Here is a 25223-nt window from a genome sequence, read left to right as displayed (position 1 = left end):
AGGCCCTAGTTGCCGTGGTCAGTGCGGTTTGAAGTCGGGGTAGTAGGCTGCGGCGGCGGTTGCGGTGTCGATGTTTCGTGGGAAGAGCGCGGCTTCGTAGGAGCGGATGGCCGCGTCGATGTCCTCGGGCTGTTCGGCGATGGCGTTGCCGAGCCGGCCTGCGTCGAAGAGTGCCCAGTTCGCTCCTTCGCCGTCCGGCGGTGCCAGGTGGGCGGCGTCTCCGATGAGTGTGACTCCAGGTACGTGTTCCCAGCGGTGTCCGATCGGTAGCCCGTACAAGGGGCGGAAAATCGGCGGGATGTCGCTGTCCGCGACCAGGGCGACGAGCTCCGGCGCCCACCCTTCGAACATCGCCGCGATGGTGCGGGCGGCCGCAGGGCCGTCTTTGAAGTCTATGCCGTCGAACCAGTCGAGCGGCTGGTCGAACATGGCGTAGGAGTGCAGGGTGTCCGCGCGCTCGCGCTGCACGCCAAGACCGATGCGGGTGGATTCGTCGTAGGCGGTCATCGACCCGCCGCCGACCAGCGCCAGGGTGGCAGGGTGCCGGGTGCCGCTCTCATACAGGTACGTCTCTACCATCGAGCGTCCGGCATAGGCGGGCGTGGCATCGGAGAGCAGCGGTCGGACCTTCGACCAGGCACCGTCGGCACCGACGAGGATGTCGGTGACAATCGTCGATCCGTTGGCGAAGGTCACTTCGTGACGGCCGTCAGCGAGGGTCCGCACGCTCCGAGTCTTGTGGCCCCAGACGACCCTGCCGGCAGGCAGGGATTCCAGCAGCAACTGTCGCAGCTCGCCACGCTGCACCTCGGGGCGGCCTCCGGCGGGGTCATCGGGTTCGTCCGCCAGGATGGTGCCGTCAGGTGCGACGTCGCGGGATGCCTGGCGGCCTTCGAGGACGAGGGACCGGAAGCCCTCCATCAGACCGGTGGCACGGATCCCGTGCTGTCCGTTGTAGTCGTGGATGTCGAGCATGCCGCCTTGGCCCCGGGCCTGAGCAGACGTCTCCGCCTCGTACACCGTGGACGGGATCCCATGAACTGCCAGGGTTCGTGCCAGTGTCAGTCCCGCAAGACCGGCACCGATGATCGTGATCTGAGTCATACATGCGTTCCTTACTGCTGGTGAGTCAGCCGGCGGTCCTGACCGCGAGGCTTCCGGCCGCCGTGCGGAGCAGTAGAGCCGGGTCAGGGAGAGCCGGGTGGCTCGATCCGGGAGGCGAGCTGTTCCAGGAATTCATGGAGCCGCGCCTGCTCTGCGGCGCCCAGCGGCGCGAGGATCGACGCCTCGACGCGGTCCATGGCCTCTTCGAAACCCTGGATCAGTTCGGAGCCCGCTGGAGTGACATGCACCAGGCGGCTTCGCGTGTCATCCTCCTGTGTCTGGCGCTCCACGAGTCCGCGCCGCTCGAGTCCGGCCAGGAGCCGCGAGACGCTCGGCGCACTGGTGCGCATGGCCCGCGCGACGTCACGCTGAATGGCATCCGGGTTCTTCGACAGGTACGCCAGCACGGCACTCTGCTCGTGCGTGAGGCCGCGTTCCCGTATCCAGTCATCAGCGATGCGTCGCTGCCCCCACACAACCCACCGCATCAGCTCCAACGTGCTCTCCCGCTGCACACCATCCATAGTTAACACGCTAACTGTTGCAGAGCTAACAATCAAGTTCCCCTTCTGCTTGGCTGCGGTTCGTATCGAGGTAGGGGATGCCCCGGGGAGACGTTGATGGGCGTCTGGGTGGGCGGGTCTTCTCTTTGAGAGGAGGAGGCGGTGTCGATGGGCTCCTTGTTCGAGGCGATCGAGGCAATCGAGGCGATCGACCGGTGACAGGTCAGCGCATGAGAACGCCGTCGGGGTCTGGTGCTCCGTCCGTATCGGTGCGCCGTCGGCTTCAGGCAGGTGGAAGCGGCTCTGCGACGGTGACCGTGCCGGTCCACCAGTCCGGTTGATCGGGTCCGTGCCAGAGGACGTCGAGCCGGCGGTGGGTGAGTACCTCCGCCTCTGAACCAGGGCCGCCTGCGCGATGTCCGGCTCGGACGAGGGCGGATGACCAGCGAGCGTCGTCCGCGATGCTGGCCGGCCCGGTGAAGTGGACGGCGTAACTCCATCCGTCCGGGGCCCGGTACAGGACGAGGCTGCTCGACGCCCGAGAGTGCGCCAGTACGGCCGCCGTCTGCCTGCCGTGCCGGCACGGTGCTGCGGACTCACCGCCCATGCGGCGCGTCCGGCGTCACCGGGGACGTCCGCGCCCCTGACCGTCCGGAAAAACGGATGGCCGGGGGCCGGCATGACGCGGCAGGATGCTCCGCATGAGATTGACCACCCCCGAGCTGCACACTGACCGCCTGCGACTGCGGCCGTTCACCGACGCCGACGCGGCGCCGCTGTACGCGCTGCACAGCAGCGCCCACGTGATGCGCTACTGGGACTCCCCGCCGTGGGCCGAACCGGCCCGCGCCCAGCGCTTCCTCGCCACCTGCCGGACGATCGAGGAGGAAGGCACGGGAACGCGGGTGGCCGTCGACCGCGTCTCCGACGGCACGTTCATCGGCTGGTGCGGCCTGACCAGTTGGAACCCGGACTTCCGCAGCGCTTCCCTGGGCTACGTCTTCGACGCCGCCGCGTGGGGCCACGGCTACGCCACGGAGACCACGCACGCCGTCCTGCGGTGGGCGTTCGACACCCTGGACCTGAACCGCGTCCAGGCCGAGGCCGACACCCGCAACGTGGCGTCCGCCCGGGTCCTGGAGAAGCTCGGCTTCGTCCGCGAAGGCACCCTCCGCGAGGACTGCGTCGTCAACGGCGACGTCTCCGACTCCTGGGTCTTCGGCCTCCTCCGCCGCGAGTGGCACCCGACGGCCACGCCGACGGCCGGCCGCTAGGACCGAGACCTGCCCGCCTTTCGGTCCGCAACGCCCACCGAGGTCACCGTGGGCCGCTCCGGCGCGCTCGACGTCTTCGCTTGCCTGCACGCCCCAGGCGGCTGACCGCTGAGCTGGCTGATCATCGCGGCCCACACCCCACTCCGTCTCGGCCGGCCGCTGGTCGCGGATCTACGCCGTGCCCGGGAGAAGCCGGCCGAGACCGGTCGGCTCACCCCCTGCGCGGGTCCGCCGGGGGTGCAGAAACCTGCGTCCGGACCTGCCCTGTCCGGCCCGTACGCGAAAACCCAACCGACCAGGCCCCGGCAGACCCCTCGGCTCGAAGAACCGGCGTCTCGCCACCCGTCACACCAGGGGCAGAACGGCCAGGCGACCTGAGACCATCGCCGCACGTGACCGGCTCGGGCAGGCCCTTGAGCCCGTCGCAGACCAGCAACGGGACGTCGTTCACGCTGCGGTTCTGACGTTCGCCGAGCGATGAGTTCCGGCGGTGCCAGGAGTCCTACGGAGCGAACGTCAACAGTCAGAAGGGAACCCACCATGCCTGCGAACACCCAACAGCAGCGCAAGGTCATTGCCGACGCCGTTGTCTCGATGGACGGGTACACCAGTACAGGCCCCGAGGACGACATGAGCTGGGCCATGGAGCACATCACCAGCGAGCAGAGCGAGATCATGTACGAGGGGATCTGGCGCGGGGTAAGCACGGCGGTCGTCGGCCGCGTCAACTGGGAGGGTTTCACCTCCGTATGGCCCGGCCTGACCAACGACCCGGCCAGTTCGGCCCGGACTCGCGATCTGGGTGACTGGCTCGCCACCGTCGACAAGGTGGTCATCTCCACGACCCTGCAGCAAACCGACCTGGACAGGACGGAGTGGGTCAACGCCCGAGTCTCCCGCGACCTCGAAGCCGAGGTTCGCTCCCTCAAGGCCGCGCCGGGCCGCGACATTCTCGTCCTGAACAGCGCCAGCATCATCAAGGCGCTCCTCAAGGCTGACTTGATCGACGAACTCTCCCTGACCGTGCTCCCGACGACCCTCGGTGGAGGAGTGCGCCTGCTGCCCGACGGCCTCTCGTCGACATGGCGACTTTCCCACGCCACCACCATCCCCACGACAGGCGCTGTCGCCCTGTGCTACCGCCGCCCCTGAGGTTCACTCTGGAGCTCCTGCGCTCGTCCTGCGGGTGCGGTGGGAGACGGACTCCGTGATGGTGGGGTGGGTGCCTGGCAGCGAGCTGGATCCGACGGGCCGCGAGGATGCCGGGTTCGAGGGCATCCGTACTGCTCTGCGGTCGGGGCGCTGCAGGCTCTTCAGCACGATGCGACAGACGCGGCTGGAAATCTTCCAGTGGCCTACCTACTACGACACTCGACGGCGCGACAGCGCCCTCAACCACCTTTCACCTGCCGAGTTCGAACAGCAGCACCAGCGAGGACCTGAACTCACACGCGCAGCAGCACGAACCCCCGTGTCCACACTCCGCGGGACGCCTCAGTCCGTCCAGCCACCTCAGTACGGACAGCGCCGACACGGCTCGGCAACCTGTGCCAAGGACGCCCTGCGCACGCGATGGCATCACAAGGCGGCCCCACCCGCTCCCTCAGCTGCGCGGGAGGACAGCGGAACCATCCGTACCGGTAAGCCCGTTGGAAACAGTGGCACCGCCGAACCCGGAACATTCGTCCCAGCGCACCGTCCGGAAGGATGCAACAGACCATGAGTTCGCGCCGTTCCCTGCTCCTCGCCGCCGCCGCGAGTCCCGCCGCCTCCCTGCTGGCTCCCGCGGTGACCGCCTCCGCGGCTACGTCCGCGTCGCCGACCCAGGGAAGGACGGGCGACGACCCTGTTTACACCGAGCCGATCGGCATCGGCCTGGAAGGCTTCCCCTCCCCGTTCCCCTTCTCCTTCCTCCGCCTGGTGGTCCAGGGCGAGATCGTCAACATGGCGTACATGGACGTGGCGCCGAGCGGCCGGGCCAACGGGCAGACGGTCACGCTGCTGCACGGCAAGAACTTCGACGGCGGAGCCTGGGCTCCCACCGCCCGGGCGCTCGCGAAGGCCGGTTACCGGGTCGTCATCCCCGACCAGATCGGCTTCGGGCGCAGCAGCAAGCCCGCGGTCGACTACGGATTCGCAATGCTCGCGGACAACACCGCCGCGCTCCTGGACCACCTCGGCGTGGACCGTACGCATCTCGTGGCCCACTCGATGGGCGGCATGCTCGCCACCCGGTTCGCCCTCCGGCACCCCCGCCGTACCCTGCGGGTGGCGCTGGCCAATCCGGTCGGCCTGGAGGACTACCGCGAACTGGTCCCGGAGCACACCACCGAGAAGCTGTTCGCGGACGAGCTCGGCAAGACCGACCAGGCGGCCCTCCGCGCCTTCTACCGGGGCTATGTGGTGCGCTGGCGCCCCGAGTACGAGCGCAATGTGGAGATCCGCTGCCGCGTCACGCTCAGCGCTGAGTACCCGCGCTGGGCGATGGCCGCTGCGCTGACCTACCAGACCGCCTACCACCAGCCCGTGGTCCACGAGTTCGGCCGGCTGCGCGCGCCCGTCCTGCTGGTCATCGGGCAGGAGGATCGGACGGCCATCGGCAAGGAGTACGCCACCCCGGCCGACCGCGACAAGCTCGGCAACTACCCGGTCCTGGGCAAGCGCACCGCGGAAGCCATTCCCGACGCCCGCCTCGTGGAGCTGCCCGGGGTGGGCCACAATCCGCAGATGGAGGCCGCCGGCCGCTTCCAGCGCGAGCTGACCCGGTTCTTCGCCGGGTAGCAGGCGGGGCCGCCCCGACGCCTCGCCGACGGGACACCACCGGGCGGCGCCTGCTGCAGCAGTGAGCGTTTTCAGAGTGGCCACCGGCCGGGTGACGGGCTGGTCTTCCGCAGCGCACGAGGCTCCTGTGCCGTTGAGAGAGGTGTTCGACGTCTCAACTCGTCAGCGCAGGAGCCTCGTTGCGCCACCGTGCGCAGATCGCCGCCGGGTTCGGCACATCCGCCGACACCGCCCACGCCGACGTCAGCGCCGTCGTCGGTCACCTGTCCCGGCGAGCGCCCGGACTGCTACGAGTCCTGCGGGAAACGGATCCCGACCGCGTCCTGGATCTCCACGCGGGGTGCCCCTTCAGGCTCGGCCGGCCAGCGGGGCCGTCCCCGTCCCCGCCACCGGGGCTTCTTCTTCGACGGTGAACTTCGTTCATTGCGTCCAGCCTGTGTCGTGGTGCGTGCCGTCGTAGGCCGAGGCGCGGAACTCGTGGGTTCTGCCGTTGGTGAGCAGATCAGACGGCACCCGCACACTGGTCGGTCGCCCTGCGGCGGTCCAGTCGGGGACGAGATGGTCGCCGGCCTTCTCCTTGGTCACGGCGTCACGGCGTCACGGATGTCGAAGGCGCCGTTGACCGTGTCACCGTCGGCGTCATCGAACGTCGCGCGCAGGAACGGCTGGTCGGTGTCGACCACCCATGCCCCTGAGCCGTTCTTCACAGGTGCCGTTGGAGGTGAGGCGGTCGACGATGGCCAGGAGGTGCACTTTCCGACCCAGTACTCCGAAGCAGACCGCTGCGACGTCCTGCCGGCCACCACCCGCGGCACCAGGACCACTACCTTCCCGTCTTCGCCGTCGCGCCGTCGAGTTCGCGCTTCACTGCCTGCTCGTCCTGGCCGACCAGGCGCTTCTCCAGGCTCTTGTCATCGATGCGGGAGAAGTGTTCCCCTGCCGCGACGTCGTCCTCGCTCAGAACACGCCCGCACCACTCACCCCGGGCAACAGTGCGGTCGTCGAACGGGACGGCTGCGCCCTCTCCCAGGGTGATCCAGCGGTCACCCGCCCAGCGCAGCGCGAGGAGGTAGGTGTGACCGGTTTCGAGGCGCGGGGCGGAAGCAGTCGTTGCCTTCGTGCGGGTGCCGCTCTCCCGGCGCACCTTCCAGCCGGCGGCCTCCATGCCGAAGGTGTCGCCGAGGGAGTGCCGAGGGCTTTTCGCAGACCACAGCACGTCATCCGTCCGAAAGGTCACTGAGCGGTCGGTCGCATACTCGATCGGTCCTTCGGAGAAGTTCCGCCGGTTGCTCTCCTGCTCGGCGGTCGGTGTGGCCACGACGACGTGATCGGCCTGGGTGACCCAGTCTTTCGCCGTCTGGGAGGGGTAGGCGTCGTCGGTGGTCCCGCAGCCCACCACCGTGTCCAGACCGTCCTTGCCGATCAGAACGGCGGCGGCGATTCCGCCGGCGGCCAGGCAAGCGACGACGGGATGACCCACCCGGTCGAAGAGTGCAGTCAGCACGGGTCCTCGTTTCACGTGAGAAACCGGAGGCGCCGGACAAGGCCTCCCGGTGTGAAGCACAAGACGCTGTCCCGGACGCGTCGGTGGCCGGGCGAGCCGTGTTGTTGATCACAATGGCTCGATGGCGTGAAGGGCAGCGACGGGGTGTCCGGTGCGGTTGGTGCGGTACCGGACTCGGCGGAGGATCCGCCCTTGCTTGAGGCGGGCGAAGGCACGTTCGCCCGGAGCTCGCAGCCGGGCCCGGTACCGGTTGTAGTGCTGATGGTGCCGTGGTGCCGTGGTGCCGTGGTGCCGTGGTGCCGTGGTGCCGTGGTGCCGTGGTGCCGGCGGGATGTTCCCGCAGGCGGCGGGCCACCTCGAAGCCGTCGAAGTCGGGCAGCATCACGTCCGGGACGATCAGGTCGGGCCGCTCCTGCGCCAGTCACAGCCGCTTCTTCTGGGGCCTGCGGCTGCACCTGGTGTGCACCCTCCAGGGCCTGCCCGTCGCGTTCGCCCTGACCGGGGCCAAGGCCGACGAGCGCGAGACCCTGCTGGACCTCCTCTCCGCCGAACCGAGCCTCATCGCCGCGCGTCCTGCCCGGACGCTGATCGGCGACAAGGAATCAGAGCCGCCTGCCCGACCAGGAACCCGTTCAGCGAGACGACCAGCTCGGTCGGGAACGCCACGGCCACCAGCCCGCCAGACCGTCGACGCCTGGCACCTGTGGGACAACCTGGCCCCCGCGGTGGGACGCGTTGACTACGCTGAGCATGGGCTGGACGAAGCCTGCGGCGGGCCGTTCCAGGCGTTCGGTGTAGTCCACTGCGAAGATCCGCGGTAGCGGCCTGCCGAGTCTTCCGGACGGAGACCGGAGTCGCCGGCGGTCCGCGCCATCGCCGACGAGGGCCTCACCGCAGCCCCAGGGGCCTTGTGAGCACAATGGACGCCGTGACATCGACGATGGACTATCAGCAGGTTCTGGAACATATTGCCGAGGAGATCGCGCGGACGCCCGGCCGGGGGCGGTCCGCCGACTACATCCCGGCGCTCGCCGCCCGCGACCCGCGCGCCTTCGGCATGGCCGTCGCCGAGCTGGACGGCACCGTCCACGGGGTGGGCGAGTGGCGCGAGCCGTTCTCCACGCAGTCCATCACCAAGGTCTTCACCCTGGCCCTGGACCTGACCCATGAGGGCGACGAACTGTGGGAGCACGTGGGCCGCGAACCTTCCGGCAACCCGTTCAACTCCCTGATACAGCTCGAGTACGAGAACGGCATCCCGCGCAACCCGTTCATCAACGCCGGCGCCCTGGTCGTCACCGACCGCCTCCACACCCGCACCGGTGACGCGGCGGGCGAGCTCCTGCGGCTGCTGCGTGCCGAGAGCGGGAACCCGGACCTCGATTTCGACCTGGCGGTCGCCGCCTCGGAGGCCGCGCACGGCGACCGCAACGCCGCCCTCGGCCACTTCATGGCCTCCTACGGCAACATCGACAACCCTGTCCCGCTCCTGCTCGACCAGTACTTCCGCCAGTGCTCGGTCACGGCCTCCTGCGCCGACCTCGCGCTGGCGACCACCCTCCTGGCCCGGCACGGCATACGCGCCGACGGCACCCGGCTGCTGACCCGCAGCCAGGCCAAGCAGGTCAACGCCGTCATGCTGACCTGCGGAACGTATGACGCCGCCGGCGACTTCGCCTACCGCGTCGGCCTGCCCGGCAAGAGCGGGGTGGGCGGCGGCATCATCGCCGTCGTGCCCGGTCGCTGCGCACTGTGCGTGTGGAGCCCCGGCCTGGACGAACGGGGCAACTCCGTCGCCGGAGTGGCGGCACTCGACCTCTTCACCACCCTCACGGGGCTGTCGGTGTTCTGATCCCGCCGGGCCGGGCGGCTCCAAGGCTCCGGCTTGTCGACGGTCACGTATGCGCGTGATGGACACCGCTCTGCGTCAGCGCCTGAAGCAGTGAGTGGCGTGCATCGAGAAGTGGCAGGTCACGGGCCTGTCACGGTCCTGGTGTGCGCCGCTGCCGGGGTGCTCTCGCCGGTTGTGAGCGTGTGACTTCGGTGAAGGCCGTCGGTCAGCGTGTGACGTCGCGGTTCGTCAGGAACAGCAGGGTCCGTACCAGCGCAGTCGCCCAGTTCGGGAAGGTGCGGACCTTGCCGAGCACGCGCCGGTTCTTCAGGCGGGCGAAGCCGCGCTCGACCGGGCCCGGACTGCGGCGAGCGCCTTGTCGGACAGTCTCTGTCCCCGGACAGGGGCCGGCTGCCCGCTCGAACAGCATCTCGGCGGGCCGCGGCTTGGTGAACCTCCTGGTGAGCTGCTCGGCAGAGTCGAACAGTGGGAACGCGACCGCCACGGGCACTCCTCCGACCGCATCACCGTCGAACACGCCCTCGGTGATCACAAACGCTGGAAGCAACTGACGCGCCGGCCCCATCGCGGCTACCGCGCCGTCGCCGGCCTCGGCTCCGACCGCACCGCTCAAGCCTGAACAGCAGTCCCCCAACGGACCGGCACGCCTTACCCGCCATCACGCACCAACTCGTAAGACCTCATCTCAGTTGGCGGCTCTGCTCACCGGTGCAAGTGGTCCAAGCTCCCATCGGGCACTGGGTAGGAATGCTCTGCGGGGAGGAGGCGTCGTGCCGCGGTCAGGTCTCCGTCCCGTACGTGGTCGTGAATCGTGTGCGCAAGTGTGGTGATGTCGGTGATGGAGACCGTCCACTCGTCCGCGTAGCGGTGTGCCGCTTCTCCTGTGAGACCGAGCTGGAGCGAGCGGTGAGGAAGCGGCTGCAGGCGCAGGTCACGTTCCGGGTCCCACTGGACCCGGGCCGGAGACCGCTTCAACTGCCGTTTCCAGGTCGTGCGGTCATGATGCAGCCCGTGCTCATAGTGGGCCAGGCAGGCATGTTCCAGTGCCCACTCAAAGCCTTCTCGGGTGATCTCGATGGCGAGGACGGTTTCCTGGCCGTCCTTGGAGCCCCATCCGCAGCGGTACATCATCCAGAGGAAGGAGGGCTTGACCCAGTCATCCGGTCCCGCTGCCAGGTCGCCGGGAAGCGACCGTCCCGGGCCGCAGGAAGGCCGATCTCCGGCCTGTACGCCTGGTAGACGGTGACCGTGGTAGCGGTGTACAGGGCGCGGATCTGGTGCTTGGGTTCTGCCACGGTGACCAGCGTGGGGGCACCGTTCGATGCGCGCCATCGAATTTGCGGCGCACTCGGCTGTCGAACCTGCGACAGAGCGACCTCGTCACCTCGGCCCTGCAGGGCCGCGCCGCTCACTGACGGCACACCGCCGTATCCGGCGACCAGCGCCTCGCCGGTGTCCAGCGCGGCATTCTCCGGCTGCGCGGTGACGGTGGCGGCGACGGGACTCGTCCGGGCCGGCCGGGGACCGCTTGCCGCGCACGGTCCCGGGCCGGGTTCAGACGGTGAGGTGCTGCTTGGTGCCGGAGCCGTCGGCAGTCGCCTCGGGGGTGATGCCGTGCTGCTCCTCTTCGGGGCGGCCCTTCCTGGGCAGCAGGAAGGTGATCGCGAGGAAGACCACCAGCAGACCTGCCTGGACGATCAGCGCGCGGTGGAAGCCGCCGGTGAAGTCACCGGTCTTGGCCTGGGCGAAGAACACCGAGCCGAAGACCGCGACGCCGATGGAGCCGCCGACCGCCTGGACCGCCGACAGGACACCGGAGGCGGAGCCGATCTCGTCGTCGGCGACCGCGGCGAGGATGAAGCCGAACAGGGCGGCGATCACCATGCCGGCGCCGATGCCCGCCACCGCCACGCCGGGAACGATGTCCCGGATCGAGAACGAGGCGGCGTCGCGGCCGTCGAGCTCGCACCACAGCACGGCCGCGCCGGCCAGCTGGACCAGCGGTCCGATCTGGAGCACCTTGCGGCCGATCTTGTCGGCGAGGAACGCGCCGCTGATGGCGCCGCCGATCGCGGTTCCCACGGCGAGGGGCAGGTTGCCCAGTCCCGCGTCACCGGCCGTGAAGTGCTGGCCGATCTGGAGGAACAGGGTCAGGACGAGCTGGGTGCCGACCAGTCCGCCGAAGAACAGGGCGATGCCGCCCAGCCCGACGGTGAAGGCCGGCTTGCGCAGCAGGCCCGGCGTCACCAGCGGCTCGCGGCCCGCGGCGGCCGTGCGGCGCTGCTGAAGGGCGAAGAGAGCGAACCCGGTCACCGAGGCGGCCATGGACAGCCACGTCCACAGCGGCCAGCCGTTCTCTTGCCCCTGATTCAGCGGCAGCACCAGCAGAGCGCAGGAGATCACGACCAGGGCGGCGCCGGTCATGTCGACCCGTACCGTGCGGTCGCCCGCCTTCTTGGGTACGAACTTCGCGGCGACGATCAACGCAGCGATTCCGATGGGCAGGTTGACCAGGAACACCGACCGCCAGCCCAGGCCGAAGAAGTCGCCCTCGATGAGGAAGCCGCCCAGGACCGGGCCGATGATGCCGCCCAGGCCGAGAACGGGTCCGAAGATCGCGAAGACCTTGGTGAGCTCGGGGCCGGAGAAGTTCTCCCTCAGCAGGCCGAGGCCCTGGGGCAGCAGCATGGCTCCGGCGGCGCCCTGCAGCAGGCGGAAGGCGATCAGCGACTCGATGTCCGGCGCGATCGCGCACAGCAGGGAGGTCGCGGTGAAGGCCGCAAGTCCGGTCAGGAACATTCTGCGCCGGCCGTAGCGGTCGCCGAGCCGGCCGCCGAGCACGAGCCCGGCGCCCAGGGTGAGGGCGTAGCCGCCGATCACCCACTGCAGTCCGACGGAACCGGCACCGAGTGATTCCTCCAGGTCCGGTCCGGCGACGTTGACGATCGAGGCGTCCAGGAGATCCATGATCTCCGCGACGATCATCACCGCCAGGATCAGCCATCGCCATCGGTAGGGCTCGGTCGTCTTGTCAGGGGTGGGGGACGGGTCACACACGCCAGGTACCTCCATGATGAAGTAATTCCACGGTGAAGGTAAAGTGGGTGACGGTAGGTTGTCAAAGCGGAGGGACCGTGCGGACCGTGCGGAACCGCGCGGCAGGAGAGAAAGGTGGAGGGCCGGCATGGAGGAAGCCGTGCGCGACGGCGTCGCGGAGCAGCGTGAGCGGCTGATGGAATCACTGAGGGCCTACGGCGGCCACTACGCCGAGCTCAGTCGTCGCTTCGCCGCCTGGCTGGGCCTGCACTCCACCGACGCGACCGCGGTCCTGGAGATCGCCGCCGCCGAGGAGCGCGGCACTCCCCTGTCACCGGCGCGGCTGAGCGAGCGGATCTCCCTGTCCACCGGCGCCACCACCGCGCTCCTGAACCGTCTCGAAGCGGCGGGGCACATCACCCGCGCCCGCGAGCACTCCGACCGGCGCATCGTCACCCTGCGCAGCGGAGCCCACATCCAGGAACGGGCGGACGAGTTCTTCGGCCCGCTCGCCCACCGCCTCGACGCCGCGATGTCGCACTACCCGCCCCGGTTCCTGGAACAGGTAGAAGCGTTCATGGCCGACCTGAACACCACCATGAACAGCCACCTGGCCGATCAGGACACATGCCCCCCGCCCGCCCGCACCCCTGATGGCCGAACTCCCTGACCGGCTTGCTTCCAACCGCCCAGCTCGCTCCCCGGCAGAGGACGCGGCGGCACTGGAATGGATCGTCAGGCATGTGCGGAGGGTACGAGGTGAGCGTCACGTCGAGCGCATGACCACGGCGACCGGGACGGAGCGGACCGCATGGATCCGACGGTCATCGAGCATGTGCAGCAGCACGGATGAGCCCTCGGGTTCTGCCGGCGGCCGCCTCTCCTCGTGCTGCACGTCGCGCGGCCTGATGCCGAGGGGCGTTTCCACTGGGGTGAGCAGGCCGACGAGAGGCATCGCGAGTCACAGCCTCGGCCCACGGCCACTGCCTGGACGAGCTCAGGCGGAGGCGCGGGCGATGGTGCCCGCGGTGGTGGACTCGACGCGTGCGGTGGTCATCAGCGGTCGGCGGATCACGGCCTGACAGGCGGAGTGCTTGCTTGCTGGACTCGTCGAGGAGGCCGGCCCGTTGCATCAGGGTCGAGCACGGCATCGCCCACCTGAAGAACTGGCGAACCCCGGCCCGCCACCTCGGCCGCCGCGAACACATGAGCGCCACCGTCCAAGCAGTCGCCGGCTTGCTGTCCACCAGCAGACCGTGCCCCCGAACCCGCCACGTCCTGAAGGGTGAGCCGCTGGATCGCTTACGGGACTTGACCGCTCAGAGCCCCGCGACGACTCGACCGCTGACGGGGAGACGCAACTCGATCACTGCGGTAGGACAACGCCGGCGAGGTCGTCTGCGGGATCGACGTACGACGAGCCGGTGAAGGGGAATGTGCCCGAAATCTGGGCCGGAGTGGGTACACGTGAACGTGAACGGGCACAGCCGAGTACGGAGGACGCGCCCACCCGCGGGCATGGCCAGGCGCCCTCTTGACCTGAAGCGTTGTTGAGGTTTTAGCGTGTCGCCTACTTGATCATCTGACGACGGGAAACACGCTCGTGATCCTCGTGACCGGAGCCACCGGAAACATAGGCAGTGCCCTGCTGAAGGAGCTGCACGCACGTGGTGTCGGGCCGCTGAGAGGGCTCACCCGCGATGCCGCACGGGCCGTCTTCCCCCAAGGAGTCGAGGCCGTGGAGGGCGACTTCGCGGATCCGGCGTCGTTGAAGCCCGCGCTGAAGGGGGTCTGCTCGCTGTTTCTCGTGTCGCGTCTGGGCCCGGACGCCGACATCCTCGAAGCCGCCCGGCAGGCCGGCGTGGAGCACGTCGTGCTGGTGTCATCCATCACCGTCCAGACCCACCCGCACCTCGGCCCCGCCGGCGAGAACCTGACGGTGGAACAACTGCTCAAGGAAACCGGCATGGCCTGGACGATCCTGCGGCCGACGCAGTTCGCGTCGAACGCCCTGATGTGGGCCGCGTCCATCCGTGGCCGCGAGACCGTCCGCGCGCCGTATGCCGAGACCGCGCTGCCGACCATCCACCCTGCGGACATCGCATCGGTGGCACGGGTGGCACTGACCGAGCCCGGTCACCACGGACGCACGTATGCCCTGACCGGGCCGGAGCCGGTGACCGCCCGACAGCAGGTCGAGGCCATCGCGGCGGTACTGGGCCGGGAGGTTCCCTTCGCCGAGATCGGCCGCCGGCAGGCCCACGCGCAGATGGCCGCGGTCTTCGGGCCCGAGTACGCGGACGCGGTGCTCGACGTCACGGGCGGGGACGTGAACGACGAGCTGCAGATGGTGCGCGACACGGTTTCCCGGATCACCGGAACGCCGGCTCGCCCGTTCCGGCAATGGGCTTCGGAGAACGCCGACGCCTTCCGCTGAATCGCCTGGACCCGAGCACGTCCATCCGTACGGGTGCACGTTCTCATTCCCAGAAGTACGCCGGCATCGGGCGTCCTGGAGGGACGTCACCGTCCGCGACGACCGACCAGACCCAGGCCGGGGTGCCGCAGGTGACGCCGTTCTCGCGGAACGGTGAGATGCGCAGGTCGTCTGCTGCTGCGCAGGTGGAAGCCCCCCTCGACCAGCGCACCGGTGCACAGGACAAGCAGGGCCTGCCGGCCACAGGTCAGGCGACGCCACCGGGAACCGATCCGGCGGCGTTGACTGGCGAGGTGGCTGGAGAGGTATTGCAGGGCGCGACTGGACAGCTCGGCACCGGATGGGTGGACAAGCACGCGAAAGCTCCTGGCGGACTGGTGTTCTTGGTCGTGAACCCGTCTACCAGGAGCTTGTTCATGCCCACCGTCGGTCGCATCCCGATACCCCCCTACGCCGAGGGGCCCTGTCCGCGCAGGAGGGAGAGCAGTTCGGCGCCACGTACCCGGCCCTTGTAGGCGATGCTGCCGGCGAGCAGGGCCACCACTGACAGCAGGGGAACCACCGCGGCCTCCGGCCATTTCCAGGCAATAGCTGCCGAGACGACGCCGATCACGGTGACCGCCACAAACATGATCCGTAGCCATTCCCGGCGCTTCACCGGCTCGACACCTTCGAGGTCCTCAGGATCAAGCAGCGCCAGAATGCGAGCCCGCGCGTAGCGATCGCTGATTTTCAGCAGCATGACAGTCGTGTCTTCGAGTACCTTCCCGAGGTCGGGGTCACGGTCCTGCCTACTTGCCATGGCGCGGAGAGCGCCGACCACGTGAGCGGCGTGCTCTGTATATTCACCTCTCTGGGAGGACCTCACCTTCCCGCGCCGGGTTCGCCAGGCGCTGTAGACCACGTGTTCCACGCGCTCCAGGCTGACGCGTGGTGCGTCACCATCGGACTTCAGCTTCTGATGAGCTCTCCCCACGTCCGCACAGGTGGCGAGGACCGCAAGCACCAACCGCCAGCAGTCCACCTGGCGGACCGGGCCTCCCAAGTCCCCTGACACCTCGGGTGCCTGAGTACGGCGAATTGGCCTTGAGGCGAAGAGCTGCCCGAGGATGACCACCAGCGTGCAGACGATCATACCGATGAACACGAGCAGGGCGGCCACCGCGACTACGGTGACCGTGTGTCCGAAATCGTTCAGTGGCTCGGTGACCACCGGCTTGGCTTCTTTCCAGGCCTGTTCGATGAGCTGCGTCTTCGGGTTCCACACCGCGTGGAGCGGCCCTGTCGCTTCGGCTGAGCAGTCAGGCCTGCTCGACGACGGGGCATCTCGGTTCTCCATCGCGCATGTGAAGCTGTTGATCATTCTGCTGATGTTGAACAGCAACACCAGCAGAAATGCCAGCTTGACCAGGGTCCACGAGACCGCCCAGGGGGCGTGGACACGCCATGTCTTCACCGTGTCGACCAGGCGTCGCCGTTCACTATCGGATATGGCGGGCGCCGCAGAGTCCATATGAGCCAGAGCGCTCGTCACCCGCCACTCCGCCCACGCCGCAGAGGACGTCTGTTGCCAATCGACCAGGGGCGCGAGTTTAGTCCTGCCCCATCCGCGGAGCAGGTAGGCCAGGACCAGGACCACGAGGACCAGGGCAATGGCGATCAATACTGCGATGATCTGCAAACTGAGCCCACCCAGGAACCCGAACAGTGAAAGGATCATCGAGCGTTTCGAGGGCATCAGGACAGCGTACGGTGATCGAACCGCCTGGAGGGGCAGGAACGGAGACATCTAGCCTTTACCAACCCGTCGGGACCGGCCGCCCGTTGGACAGGATCCGGTCCGGCAACGGGGCGAAGGCGGGGATGTCGTTGCTCTTCGCGGCGACCTGACGCTGGGTGTCATGGTCTGGCAGGCATGGAGCGCGGCGGCGAGCAGGTGGACGACTGCACCGTCGGTGCGGGATCCGCGCACGTTCTTGCCGCCGACGGCAAGACCACCAAGGCGTCGCCGGGTTCGTCGACCGGTCGGCAGCGAAGCGGGCGATGGCCGCCACAGCCGCGGCTCCGCCGAGGACGGCGACCGTGCACTTCAAGCAGGGAGCCCAGGCGGTAGCGGCGGCCCCGGACCCGGCGAGGATCGGGCATCCGGTCCTGCACGTCCGTCAGGCAGGTGAGCTGATTGACGGCTCCCTGCCTTGCCGGGAGGGCTAATGCATTGCACGCTACAGCAGGTGTTGTGCAGCAGCATCCCACCTGCGTACGTACTCGCGCCCGACGCGCTCTCGCATACTGGCCTGAGTTTCTCCGGGCTGGACCGTGATAGTCAGGGAGAAATAGGCGCAGGGTCCTTGTCGGCTGGTGTGTGTCCTGATCTCCGAACACCACGATTCAGTACGAAAGTGTCGGTCCAGGGCACTCAGAGCGGGCTCCTTCGTGGCTCGGACCAACTGGTCCAGAAGCTCGCTGGATACCGTTTCATTGCTTTCCGTGTCGCCGACTTGAAGTACGTAGAGAAACTCTCCCGAAACCGGGGCGGATCGATTAGCGCTCCCTGACACCGGCTTCTTCCTTGAAAACCATCGCACGTCTGCCAAGTCTCCTTGATCGAAGTGTCGTGCCCAGCCGAGGAGGTCCGGTCGCAGAAGTAGAGCGGAGGTACAGCCGGAGCGTGCTGTTCGCGCTCGGGCCCGGTCCCGCGATTCTTCTGCCCCGGGCTCGCCGCTCAGCGGCATACCCATCACGGGCGACAGCAACCGTCAGAAGCTGTGGGTCGGTTGAGGAGTGCCAGTTGCGACGGGGTCCTCGGGATGTTCGACGAGGTGACCGTTCTCGAAGCGGGCGCCTGCCCGGACGAGGGTGATCTCGCTGGACGATGTCCCGTAAATGCTTGGGGACATGCCGGTTGACCTGCTCGTCCGCCTGTCATCCGGTGAGGGTGAGGTGGTGCAGGCGGGCGACGCCGAGCATGGCGTGGTGGAGGCTGTCGTCTCTGAGGCGGCAGTCGCGGGGGATCTTCCAGCTCTTCATGCGGGCGAAGGTGTGCTCGACGCGGGCGCGGAAGCGGCGGCGGGAGGCGCTGTGCTCCTCCTTCCAGGCCTCCTTCCAGGCCGGCAGTTCCTCGTCCTTGTTCCGGCGGTAGTGCGGGATGGTCAGGCCGGTGCCCCGGTAACCGCCGTCGGCGATCAACGCGGGGACCGCGCCGACGGCGGTCTTCGCGCCGGACTCCTGCCAGGCCCGGCAGTCGTCGCGGTTGCCGGGCAGCGGCTCGCCGACGGCGACGACGAGGCGGGTGCCGGCGTCGACGACGACCTGGTGGTTGGTGGAGCAGCAGGAGTTCTTGCTGGAGGCGGCCACGGTCCGGTCGCGGGTGGGGGCCGGCGTGCCGTCCACGATGAGCACGGTGCGCTTGCGGAACCGTCGCCGGGGCTGGGCGGCGAGAGCCGGTCCGGGGTGGTCGACGAGCCGGTCGGCCACCTACTTCGAGACCTCCTGGTCGAGCCTGGCCAGGAACTTATTGGACTCCTCGGCCCGGGTTGCCCAGAGCGAGGGGGAGACGGTGCGGAAGGATCGCCTCGGAGTCGCCGTCGCGGATCCTGCCGCACCCCAAGCTCCCTCCGGTCGTCATGACCGGACCGGCCTCGCCGAGCACAACGCCCGACAGGCCCACTATCGGGACGAGGCCGGAGCCGATGTGGCCGCTCGCGCCGGTGGACGGACACACGTGTGGACCGTTTCGTCTCTTCCCGGAGCTGAGCGTCAGAGCTGGGAGCCGCCGCCGTCCACGGCGAGTTCGGCGCCGGTGGTGTAGGTGGCGTCGAAGGCGAGGAACAACACCGTCCTGGCGACCTCGACGGGGGTGCCCATGCGCAGCATGGGGTTGTCGGCCGCCATCTGTGCCTTGGTCTGTTCGGCCGCCTCCTGGGGCATCGACTTCTCCAGGATTCCGGAGTCGATCGGGCCGGGGCTGACCGCGTTGACACGGATCTTGCGCGGGAGCAGCTCGCGGGCCAGGCTGCGGGTCATCGAGCGCAGCGCCGCCTTGCCGGCCGCGTACGCGCTGAGCATCGGAAGTCCCAGCACGTTCGCCACGGATGTGGTGAGTACGACGCCGCTGCCTTCCGCCAGTAGCGGAGCGAGCTTCTGCACCGTGAAGTAGGGGCCCTTGGCGTTGATGGCCAGCAGTTGGTCGAAGAGTTCTTCGCTCGTCGCCTCGAACGGCGCGAAGCCGTTGACGCCCGCGTTGGCGAACAGGGCGTCGACCGTGCCGAACTCGGCCTTCACTCGGTCGGCCAGCGCGTCGATGTCGGGCAGCGACGCGGCGTCGCTGCGGACCGCGATCGCCCTCTCGCCGAGCCGGTCGCGTGCGGCGTCCAGGGCGGCCTGGTTACGCCCGGTGATCAGCACACGGGCCCCTTCGTCCACGAGCAGCTGCGCGGTGGCCAGTCCAAAGCCGCTGCTGCCTCCGGTGATCACCACGTGCTTGCCTTCGTGCTTGCCCATTTCGGACACACTCCTTCTGTGAGAACGGCTGTTGGCTTTCGTCCCAGCGGTCGACCCCGGCTGGACAGCTTCGAGTCAACAACCGTCCGAACCGGGCGTCCAAGACCTGTTCTGCACCCCGTCATGCAGGATCTGCATAACGGGTAGGCTGCCGTTATGTCCGACGAAGCCTCGCCCTCCACGGCGCCCCACCCCGGCCCTGACCTGGATCTGAGACTGGTGCGGTACTTCGCGGTCGTCGCCGAGCATCTGAACTTCGCCCGGGCGGCCGCGGCGCTGCACGTCGCCCAGCCCTCCCTGAGCCGTCAGATCCAGCGGCTGGAGGACGTCCTCGGCGTGCGCCTGCTGGAGCGCACCACTCAGGGCAGTCGCCTCACCGCGGCCGGCGCGGCCTTCCTCCCGCAGGCACAGACGCTCCTGCACACGGCTCACCAGGCGGTGCTCACCGCACGCGCCGCCGCGCCGCCGCGTACGGTCACCATCGGATACGTCGAGGACCTCGTCATCACCCCCGCGGTGCGGGACCTGCGCCGCCGTCACCCCGACACCCACGTCCGCACCCGTCACCTGGACTGGGACGAGGCTCGCGCCCTGCCCGAGGGTCGGATCGACGCGCTCGTCGTCCGTACGCCGCTCCCGATCCCGAGCGACGGTCTGGAGGTGACCGTCCTCTACGACGAACCCCGGGCACTCCTCGTGCCCGCGTTCCACCGCCTCGCCGGCAAGGAGTCGGTCACCCCGGACGACTTCACCGACGAGCCCCTCGTGGCCTGTGCTGGCATGGCTGCGCTGTGGACCGGGTTCTGGCGGCTCGACCCCCGTCCGGACGGCAGCCCGGCTCCACTCGGTCCCATGCTCGTCGACACCTTCGAGGACAAGCTCGAAGTCGTCGCCGACGGCCAGGCCATCGCCCTCGTGCCGGCCGACGACCGGCGCTGCACACTCCGCAACGACCTCGTCACCATCCCCGTCGAGGGAGTCGAACCCTGCCAGGTGGTGGTCGCCACTCGTTTCGCGGACGCCAACCCGCTCGTCGCCCACTTCCGTGAATCCGCGAAGAATTTCCTCGTCCGCGAAGCCTGACGTGTGCGGTCCAGGAGGGCACGGCGAGAGTGAAGCTTCCCCTTGGTCGCGGACACCTGGAGACCGGGATCATGAGGTTCGGAGGAGGTGGCACCAGGCAGGAAGCACGTACACGAAGCGGTACACCGAGGAGTCCGAGCGGGGCGCGACCGCGCTCGTTGATTCCTCGGGCAGGACGGTGACCGCCGTCGCCTGGGACTAGCTGGTCGATGAGCACGGGCTGCCGACCCGGCGCGCAGGACCAGCAGCTGGTGCCAGGGCCTCGACGGGTTCGGGATCGATCCGCTCACGTGCGTCTTTTGTGTGCATGTCGCTCGTCTCCCTGCGCTGCGATGTGGCACGGCGGCGTGCACGGCGGGTCGCGTGGGTGTGATGGTCGTGAGGACCGGTTCGGCCGCGCCGCCTTGATGCGGTGCGGGGAACGAGCGGGATGGAACTGGAGCGGCCTCAGGGGGTGAGGGTTGCCGGGACGTCGAAGTAGTGGCCTTGGCCGAGGTCGTCGATGAGGCCGGGCTGGACGGGCTTCCAGCCGAGGAGGTCCTGGGTCAGCGTGCTCGAGGACAGGTTGTCGGCCGTGACGTGGGCGCTCAGGAAGCCGAAGTGGGCGTCGGCCTGCGTCGTCGGGATGCTGACCACGGGCACGTTCAGCCCGCGGCCGATGGCCTCGGTGATCTCCCGGAAGGAAATCCCCTGGTCGTCGACGGCGTGCAGCCGTGACCCCGCCGGCGCGGATTCCAGCGCCAGCCGGTACAGGCGTGCCGCGTCGAGCGTGTGCACGGCGGGCCAGCGGTTGTCCCCGTCGCCGACGTAGGCGGCGACGCCCTTGGACCGGGCGATGGAGATCAGGGTCGGGATGAAGCCGTTGTGGTCCAGCGCGCTGTGCACGGTCGGAGCGAGCCGGACGACGGACGAGCGGATGCCGCGTTCCGCGAGTGCGACCACCGCGTTCTCGGCGTCGATCCGCGGCCCCGCGTCGATCACGTCGGCTTCGGTGGCGGCGTCTTCCCATTTCGCGGAGGCCAGCAGCATCGTCCCCGATGTGGTCACCAGAGGCTTGCCGGTGCCGGCGAGCGCGTCCCCGAGCCTCTGGACGGCGCGCAGATCCGCTGCGACCGCGCTGTCGAAGTCGCCGGCGAACATCACGTCGTGCTTGAAGGCCAGGTGGATGACGCCGTCGGCCGCGGCGGCGGCCGCGGCGAGGCCGTCGAGATCGTCGAGGTCGCCTCGGTGCACCTGGGCACCGGCAGCCCTCAACGCGGCGGCGGACCGGTCCGAGCGGGCCAGGCCGACGACCTGGTGTCCCGCGTCGAGGAGTTCGGGGACGACGGCGGAGCCGACGTGTCCGGAGGCTCCGGTGACGAATACGCGCATGGTGCGCCCTCTCTGCTGCGGTGCCCCAGCCGGGGCGGGGCACCCGATGTCAGTTCGTGACATCACCGTAGCACCGATGTCAGACTCTGTCATCACTTTAATGTCAGCTTCTGTCATCGGCAGGTAGGATCCGGTGCATGAGCCGATGGAAACCCGACGCACGAGGCCGCCTGGAGAAGGCGGCGCTGGAGCTCTACAACGACCAGGGCTTCGACGCCACTACCGTGGCGGAGATCGCCACCCGCGCCGGCGTCACCGAACGGACCTTCTACCGGTACTTCGCCGACAAGCGGGAGGTCCTCTTCCTCGTCAACCCCCTCGCCGACGTCCTCGCGAGCGCCGCGGCCGCCGCCCCGGCCTCGCTCCCGCCGCTCGAGGTGATCACCCACGCCCTGACCGAAGCCGCTCCTGTCCTCGAGGACCGCGAGGACCTGGCACGACAACGCCACGCCGTCATCTCTGCCAACCCCGAACTCCAGGAACGCGAACTGGCCAAACTCGCCGCACTCGCATCCACGCTCGCCCACGCGCTGCGTGAACGCGGCTTCGAGACCACCACCGCGGCAGTCGCGGCCGAGATCGGGATCGCCACGTTCAAGGTCGCCTATGAACGCTGGGTCAACGACCCCGACCGACACCCCCTCGCCCAGCGCATCCGGGAAACCCTGGACACCGCCGGGCACCTCACCGCACCTGCCGGACATGCCGCCGCGACCGGCGACGTGGGCTTCACAGGCCGGGAGGGAGCGGCGTGATGGCGGACCGCCCCTGAGCAAGGGCCCCGCGGGTCATCGGTGTTCCGATCCTCCCGAGGGCCTCACGCACGCACCACGTCCGCCGTGGCGGGATACTCATCCCAGGTCCGGCCATCGGGCAGGCCCCCGGCAGCCTTGGGGTCAGCCCGCCGACCTGCTTGAAGGACAGCGCCGGCTGGAGATCGACACACCGATCGCGAATGTCACGGGCCCAGACCCGAGTCCCGCGGCCGGCGGACGGGGCCGGACTCGCCTCCGGCGATCACCCAGTCGCCCCCGGACGGTTCCAGCCCGTGCAACGGGCCCAGCAGAGGCTCGTACGAGAGGAACGTCACCGCGACGGGGATCCGCCGCAGGCCGTCGACACGGTCCAGTTCCTTCGCACTCTCCACCGACACGCCCGGTCTCCAGCGCACTCTGGCGGCAGTGGAGGCCGGTCAGTTCGAGCCGGGGCTGGTCGAGAATGCGGGCGATGGCGTGCTGGGCGTAGCCGTCGGTGCTCGGCAGGCCGGACTTTGCGGCTGGTGGAGGACGGCGGGCAGGGCGGTGCCGCCGCTCGCCTCGAAGCCGTAGCCGGCCGGGCCGGGGTGCCGGTGACGACGGTGCGGGCGAAGTCCACAGTGCTGGTGTGCCGGATCTGGCGGACCAGGAGTTCGGTGAGGAACGCGTCACGGAACCGGTTCGGTGTGCCGCGGACCGGTTGGGGCCAGTCTCCCCCGTGCCCCGGTGGACCACGAGGCGAGTGCCTGGCCGATCGTCTCGGCCCGCGTGCCGAGTTCGCGCGCTGCCGAGGCACTGTCCGGGCCGATGACCGGCGGGAGGGAGGTCTCCCCGGTGCCGAACGCGGATCTGGCCCGTCAGCACCTCGCCGTCGACGCTGGTGAGGGCGGCGTTGTCATCGATGATGCCCTGCGGCAGCGGCTCGGTGGCGGCGAAGAACTCACGGGCGGTCAGGACGGCGCCGGCCGCGGGGAAGGTGTTCCAGCGGCTGCCGCCCAGAGCGGTCGTCGACCTGCCCCTCGGCACGGGCCGGGGTGTTCGAGGTGCCGACGGTACAGCGCAACCTCACGACGTCTCGGACACCGGAGTCTCCACCACACGTCGGATTCTCGGCGACCTCCGTGAGCCGACGCGATCCGTGGAAACGTCGGTCGTGGGCAGGTGTTCCATGGTCGGCCACGCGCGGTCGTCCACCGTCAGAAAGGGCTCGCCCAGCATGGTCGCCGGGGTTGTGCCGGTGAACGCCATGACGTCCCGATGTAGATGGGACTGGTCGCAGTAGCCGCCGTCCGCCGCGACTCGGGCTGCGCGGTCACCGGCGACCAGTCGGTGCGCGGCGTGGTCGAAGCGGACCAGCTTCGCGGCATATTTGGGCGGTATGCCGAGGCACGAGTGGAATCGGGACCACAGACGCTTGCGGCTCCAGCCGAGTTCGGCTGCCAGGTGGTCAACCCGGACGAGGCCCCTGCTGACGACGATCCGGTTCCAGGCCCAGGCCACCGCCGGATCCACCGGCGAGCGCGCCTCGAGTCGGCGGGCGAGCAACGCCTCCGTGAACGCGAAGCGGTCCTCCCACGAGGGGATTTCACCCAGTTGCCCGCGAATCCGTGACGCCTCCCTGCCCCACAGGTCGTCGAGGGACACCAGGGAATCGGCCAGATCGGCCGGACAGGCGTCCAGAACCGCGCGTGCGACCACAGGGGACAGGCGCACCTGCACGCACTCGACCTGCTCGCCCCACGCCCGAATCCCACCCCCGGAGCCCAACCCGGGGCCGGCGACGAGACTTCCCCGATGTCGCCGCCCAGCGCCATCCTCCACGGTGGACGGGCTCGCCCCGAAGTCCAGGACCAGCATCACGGCCGGGTGCGGAATCATCCGCAGGCCACCGACGGGCAGGCCGGGGACCCGAAACCCCGCCATGTCGACACCAGTCACCCGCCCGGGCCACTGCGGACGTGCGATGTCCCACACAGCGGGATCGTCACGCTCACTCATGGTGAACCCCATCGTTAAATGCTACGCGCCCCGAGGAGGAAGGGGAACATTTGTCCAAGCCGCCGGCACGCACCGCCGGCGACAGTGAGCTCATGACTCTTTCCGACAGGCACCCGCATGTGAACGGCGGCGCCGACGCCATCGAGGATTCGCTCCTCCCCCTGGACCACGGCGACACCTACGTGTGCCAGGACGGCCCTCGCGGCGCCCCCGTGCTCCTGCTCGTCCACGGATCCGCCACCTCGAGCCGTTCATGGGACACGCTGGTTCCACTGCTGACCACGTCACACCGCGTCATCCGGATCGACCTGCCGGGGCACGGCCGTTCGGCCGAACCGGTCGGCGGCGATTACGCGGTCCCCGAGCAGGGACGCAGGATCGGCGCGGCACTGGACCGGCTCGGCGTAGGGCGCGCCATCGTGGTCGGCCACTCCAGCGGCGGCTATGTCGCCACCGCTCTCGCCGAGCAACGACCCGACCTGGTGACCGCGCTCGTGCTCATCAACACCGGCCCCAGCATGGACGCCTTCATCGCACCGGAATCCGCCGCGATCAACCCCGCGCAGTGGCCACCGGCCGACGATCAGATCCGCCGGTTCGCGAGCACCGGATTCCGCGCGGGTCACCCGGTCCCACAAGAACTCGTCGACGAACTGCGCGGTATGAGCTACCGCGCGGTCACGGCAGCGATGCAGGCGTCCACTACCTATCTGAAGCAGCACGCGCTCCCGGATCGGCTGACGGCCCTCGGTAAACCGCTGCAGGTCATCTTCGGCGACCAGGACCGCAGGTGGCGATCCTCGTCCGCGGCCGACTACCGCGTCGTCCCGGACGCGAGAGTCGAGTTGCTGCCCGGTGCCGGACACACACCCATTCTGGAGGAACCGGTGCGGACCGCCGCGCTTCTCCTGTCCTTCGCCGAGGCCCACACCGCTCACGCGCCCAGGACCGCTTGACGAGGTCCGGAGGCGGGCCGTGGTCAAGGGCCCGGACGACGGCCGGTGCGCGGCCTCGAACGGTCGCGC

At 69.1% G+C, this 25223-nt stretch carries 21 protein-coding genes and 4 pseudogenes; 11 read left to right on the top strand and 14 right to left on the bottom strand.

The window, feature by feature from the left end; all coding sequences use genetic code 11:
• Positions 1 to 18 precede the first annotated feature (18 nt).
• Together KUM32_RS30025 and KUM32_RS30020 are read right to left on the bottom strand one after the other, a co-directional pair.
• Entirely contained in the window at positions 19 to 1104 is a 1086-nt protein-coding gene (locus KUM32_RS30025; protein WP_217145120.1) for an NAD(P)/FAD-dependent oxidoreductase, read from the bottom strand.
• An 83-nt stretch (positions 1105 to 1187) separates the two neighbouring features.
• Positions 1188 to 1628, bottom strand: a complete 441-nt coding sequence (locus tag KUM32_RS30020; RefSeq protein ID WP_217145119.1) for a MarR family winged helix-turn-helix transcriptional regulator — start codon at positions 1626 to 1628, stop codon at positions 1188 to 1190.
• Between the two features lie 680 nt (positions 1629 to 2308).
• On the opposite strand from KUM32_RS30020, the gene KUM32_RS30015 reads away from it, so the two are divergent.
• The 4 genes and pseudogenes from KUM32_RS30015 to KUM32_RS30005 all read left to right on the top strand — a co-directional run bounded on the left by KUM32_RS30015 (position 2309) and on the right by KUM32_RS30005 (position 5662).
• On the top strand, positions 2309 to 2881 hold the full coding sequence (locus KUM32_RS30015; protein WP_217145118.1) for a GNAT family N-acetyltransferase: 573 nt from the start codon (positions 2309 to 2311) through the stop codon (positions 2879 to 2881).
• Positions 2882 to 2969: 88 nt separating this feature from the next.
• A pseudogene (locus tag KUM32_RS43990) lies at positions 2970 to 3362 on the top strand (hypothetical protein); the annotation flags it as partial.
• Between the two features lie 59 nt (positions 3363 to 3421).
• On the top strand, positions 3422 to 4033 hold the full coding sequence (locus KUM32_RS30010) for a dihydrofolate reductase family protein (RefSeq protein WP_217145117.1): 612 nt from the start codon (positions 3422 to 3424) through the stop codon (positions 4031 to 4033).
• Between the two features lie 567 nt (positions 4034 to 4600).
• A complete protein-coding gene (locus KUM32_RS30005) occupies positions 4601 to 5662 on the top strand; it encodes an alpha/beta fold hydrolase (RefSeq protein ID WP_217145116.1) in 1062 nt (353 codons plus the stop codon).
• A 420-nt stretch (positions 5663 to 6082) separates the two neighbouring features.
• On the opposite strand, the gene KUM32_RS30000 is transcribed toward KUM32_RS30005, so the two are convergent.
• Both KUM32_RS30000 and KUM32_RS29995 read right to left on the bottom strand, forming a co-directional pair.
• Entirely contained in the window at positions 6083 to 6247 is a 165-nt protein-coding gene (locus KUM32_RS30000) for a hypothetical protein (protein WP_217145115.1), read from the bottom strand.
• Between the two features lie 238 nt (positions 6248 to 6485).
• Positions 6486 to 7166 (bottom strand): hypothetical protein, encoded by a 681-nt coding sequence (locus tag KUM32_RS29995; RefSeq protein WP_217145114.1) that lies wholly within the window; start codon positions 7164 to 7166, stop codon positions 6486 to 6488.
• A gap of 317 nt (positions 7167 to 7483) precedes the next feature.
• On the opposite strand from KUM32_RS29995, the gene KUM32_RS45450 reads away from it, so the two are divergent.
• Together KUM32_RS45450 and KUM32_RS29980 are read left to right on the top strand one after the other, a co-directional pair.
• A complete protein-coding gene (locus KUM32_RS45450; protein ID WP_374227567.1) occupies positions 7484 to 7987 on the top strand; it encodes a hypothetical protein in 504 nt (167 codons plus the stop codon).
• A gap of 98 nt (positions 7988 to 8085) precedes the next feature.
• Positions 8086 to 9018 carry a glutaminase gene (locus KUM32_RS29980; protein WP_217145178.1) on the top strand — a complete coding sequence of 311 codons (933 nt, stop codon included), beginning with the start codon at positions 8086 to 8088 and terminating at the stop codon, positions 9016 to 9018.
• A gap of 205 nt (positions 9019 to 9223) precedes the next feature.
• Here KUM32_RS29980 and KUM32_RS43975 read toward each other — a convergent pair whose 3' ends face one another.
• The 3 genes and pseudogenes from KUM32_RS43975 to KUM32_RS29965 all read right to left on the bottom strand — a co-directional run bounded on the left by KUM32_RS43975 (position 9224) and on the right by KUM32_RS29965 (position 12090).
• A complete protein-coding gene (locus KUM32_RS43975; protein ID WP_254406343.1) occupies positions 9224 to 9631 on the bottom strand; it encodes a hypothetical protein in 408 nt (135 codons plus the stop codon).
• Between the two features lie 89 nt (positions 9632 to 9720).
• Positions 9721 to 10313: pseudogene (locus KUM32_RS29970) on the bottom strand (DUF4291 domain-containing protein).
• Positions 10314 to 10572: 259 nt separating this feature from the next.
• The gene (locus KUM32_RS29965) at positions 10573 to 12090 is read right to left on the bottom strand and encodes an MFS transporter (protein WP_217145113.1); all 1518 of its coding nucleotides are present in this window, start codon (positions 12088 to 12090) and stop codon (positions 10573 to 10575) included.
• Between the two features lie 112 nt (positions 12091 to 12202).
• Between KUM32_RS29965 and KUM32_RS29960 the strand changes: the two genes are divergently transcribed.
• Complete coding sequence (locus KUM32_RS29960; protein ID WP_217145112.1) at positions 12203 to 12724, top strand: MarR family winged helix-turn-helix transcriptional regulator; 522 nt, start codon at positions 12203 to 12205, stop codon at positions 12722 to 12724.
• Positions 12725 to 13657: 933 nt separating this feature from the next.
• Positions 13658 to 14491, top strand: a complete 834-nt coding sequence (locus KUM32_RS29955) for an NAD(P)H-binding protein (RefSeq protein WP_217145111.1) — start codon at positions 13658 to 13660, stop codon at positions 14489 to 14491.
• A gap of 218 nt (positions 14492 to 14709) precedes the next feature.
• Here KUM32_RS29955 and KUM32_RS45055 read toward each other — a convergent pair.
• From KUM32_RS45055 to KUM32_RS29940, 4 genes and pseudogenes are all read right to left on the bottom strand, one after another.
• Positions 14710 to 14847: pseudogene (locus tag KUM32_RS45055) on the bottom strand (IS5/IS1182 family transposase); the annotation flags it as partial.
• Positions 14848 to 14939: 92 nt separating this feature from the next.
• The gene (locus KUM32_RS29950) at positions 14940 to 16229 is read right to left on the bottom strand and encodes a hypothetical protein (protein ID WP_217145110.1); all 1290 of its coding nucleotides are present in this window, start codon (positions 16227 to 16229) and stop codon (positions 14940 to 14942) included.
• A gap of 1184 nt (positions 16230 to 17413) precedes the next feature.
• Positions 17414 to 17962: pseudogene (locus tag KUM32_RS29945) on the bottom strand (transposase); the annotation flags it as partial.
• Between the two features lie 285 nt (positions 17963 to 18247).
• A complete protein-coding gene (locus KUM32_RS29940) occupies positions 18248 to 18991 on the bottom strand; it encodes an SDR family oxidoreductase (RefSeq protein ID WP_217145109.1) in 744 nt (247 codons plus the stop codon).
• A gap of 156 nt (positions 18992 to 19147) precedes the next feature.
• On the opposite strand from KUM32_RS29940, the gene KUM32_RS29935 reads away from it, so the two are divergent.
• Positions 19148 to 20074, top strand: a complete 927-nt coding sequence (locus tag KUM32_RS29935) for a LysR family transcriptional regulator (RefSeq protein ID WP_217145108.1) — start codon at positions 19148 to 19150, stop codon at positions 20072 to 20074.
• 447 nt (positions 20075 to 20521) lie between these two features.
• Here the strand turns inward: KUM32_RS29935 and KUM32_RS29930 are convergent, their stop codons facing one another.
• Positions 20522 to 21445 carry an SDR family oxidoreductase gene (locus tag KUM32_RS29930; protein WP_217145107.1) on the bottom strand — a complete coding sequence of 308 codons (924 nt, stop codon included), beginning with the start codon at positions 21443 to 21445 and terminating at the stop codon, positions 20522 to 20524.
• A 137-nt stretch (positions 21446 to 21582) separates the two neighbouring features.
• Here KUM32_RS29930 and KUM32_RS29925 point away from each other — a divergent pair, with 137 nt between their 5' ends.
• Positions 21583 to 22200, top strand: a complete 618-nt coding sequence (locus tag KUM32_RS29925; protein WP_217145106.1) for a TetR family transcriptional regulator — start codon at positions 21583 to 21585, stop codon at positions 22198 to 22200.
• Between the two features lie 203 nt (positions 22201 to 22403).
• Here KUM32_RS29925 and KUM32_RS29920 read toward each other — a convergent pair whose 3' ends face one another.
• Both KUM32_RS29920 and KUM32_RS29915 read right to left on the bottom strand, forming a co-directional pair.
• Positions 22404 to 22598, bottom strand: a complete 195-nt coding sequence (locus KUM32_RS29920) for a DUF5131 family protein (RefSeq protein ID WP_308408750.1) — start codon at positions 22596 to 22598, stop codon at positions 22404 to 22406.
• A 667-nt stretch (positions 22599 to 23265) separates the two neighbouring features.
• Positions 23266 to 24123, bottom strand: coding sequence for an AraC family transcriptional regulator (locus tag KUM32_RS29915; protein ID WP_217145177.1), 858 nt, complete (start codon positions 24121 to 24123; stop codon positions 23266 to 23268).
• A gap of 167 nt (positions 24124 to 24290) precedes the next feature.
• Between KUM32_RS29915 and KUM32_RS29910 the strand changes: the two genes are divergently transcribed.
• On the top strand, positions 24291 to 25154 hold the full coding sequence (locus KUM32_RS29910; protein WP_217145104.1) for an alpha/beta fold hydrolase: 864 nt from the start codon (positions 24291 to 24293) through the stop codon (positions 25152 to 25154).
• Positions 25155 to 25223 lie beyond the last annotated feature (69 nt).

This window comes from Streptomyces sp. AC627_RSS907, assembly GCF_019049165.1.
This window is presented reverse-complemented; position numbering and strand designations above follow the sequence as displayed.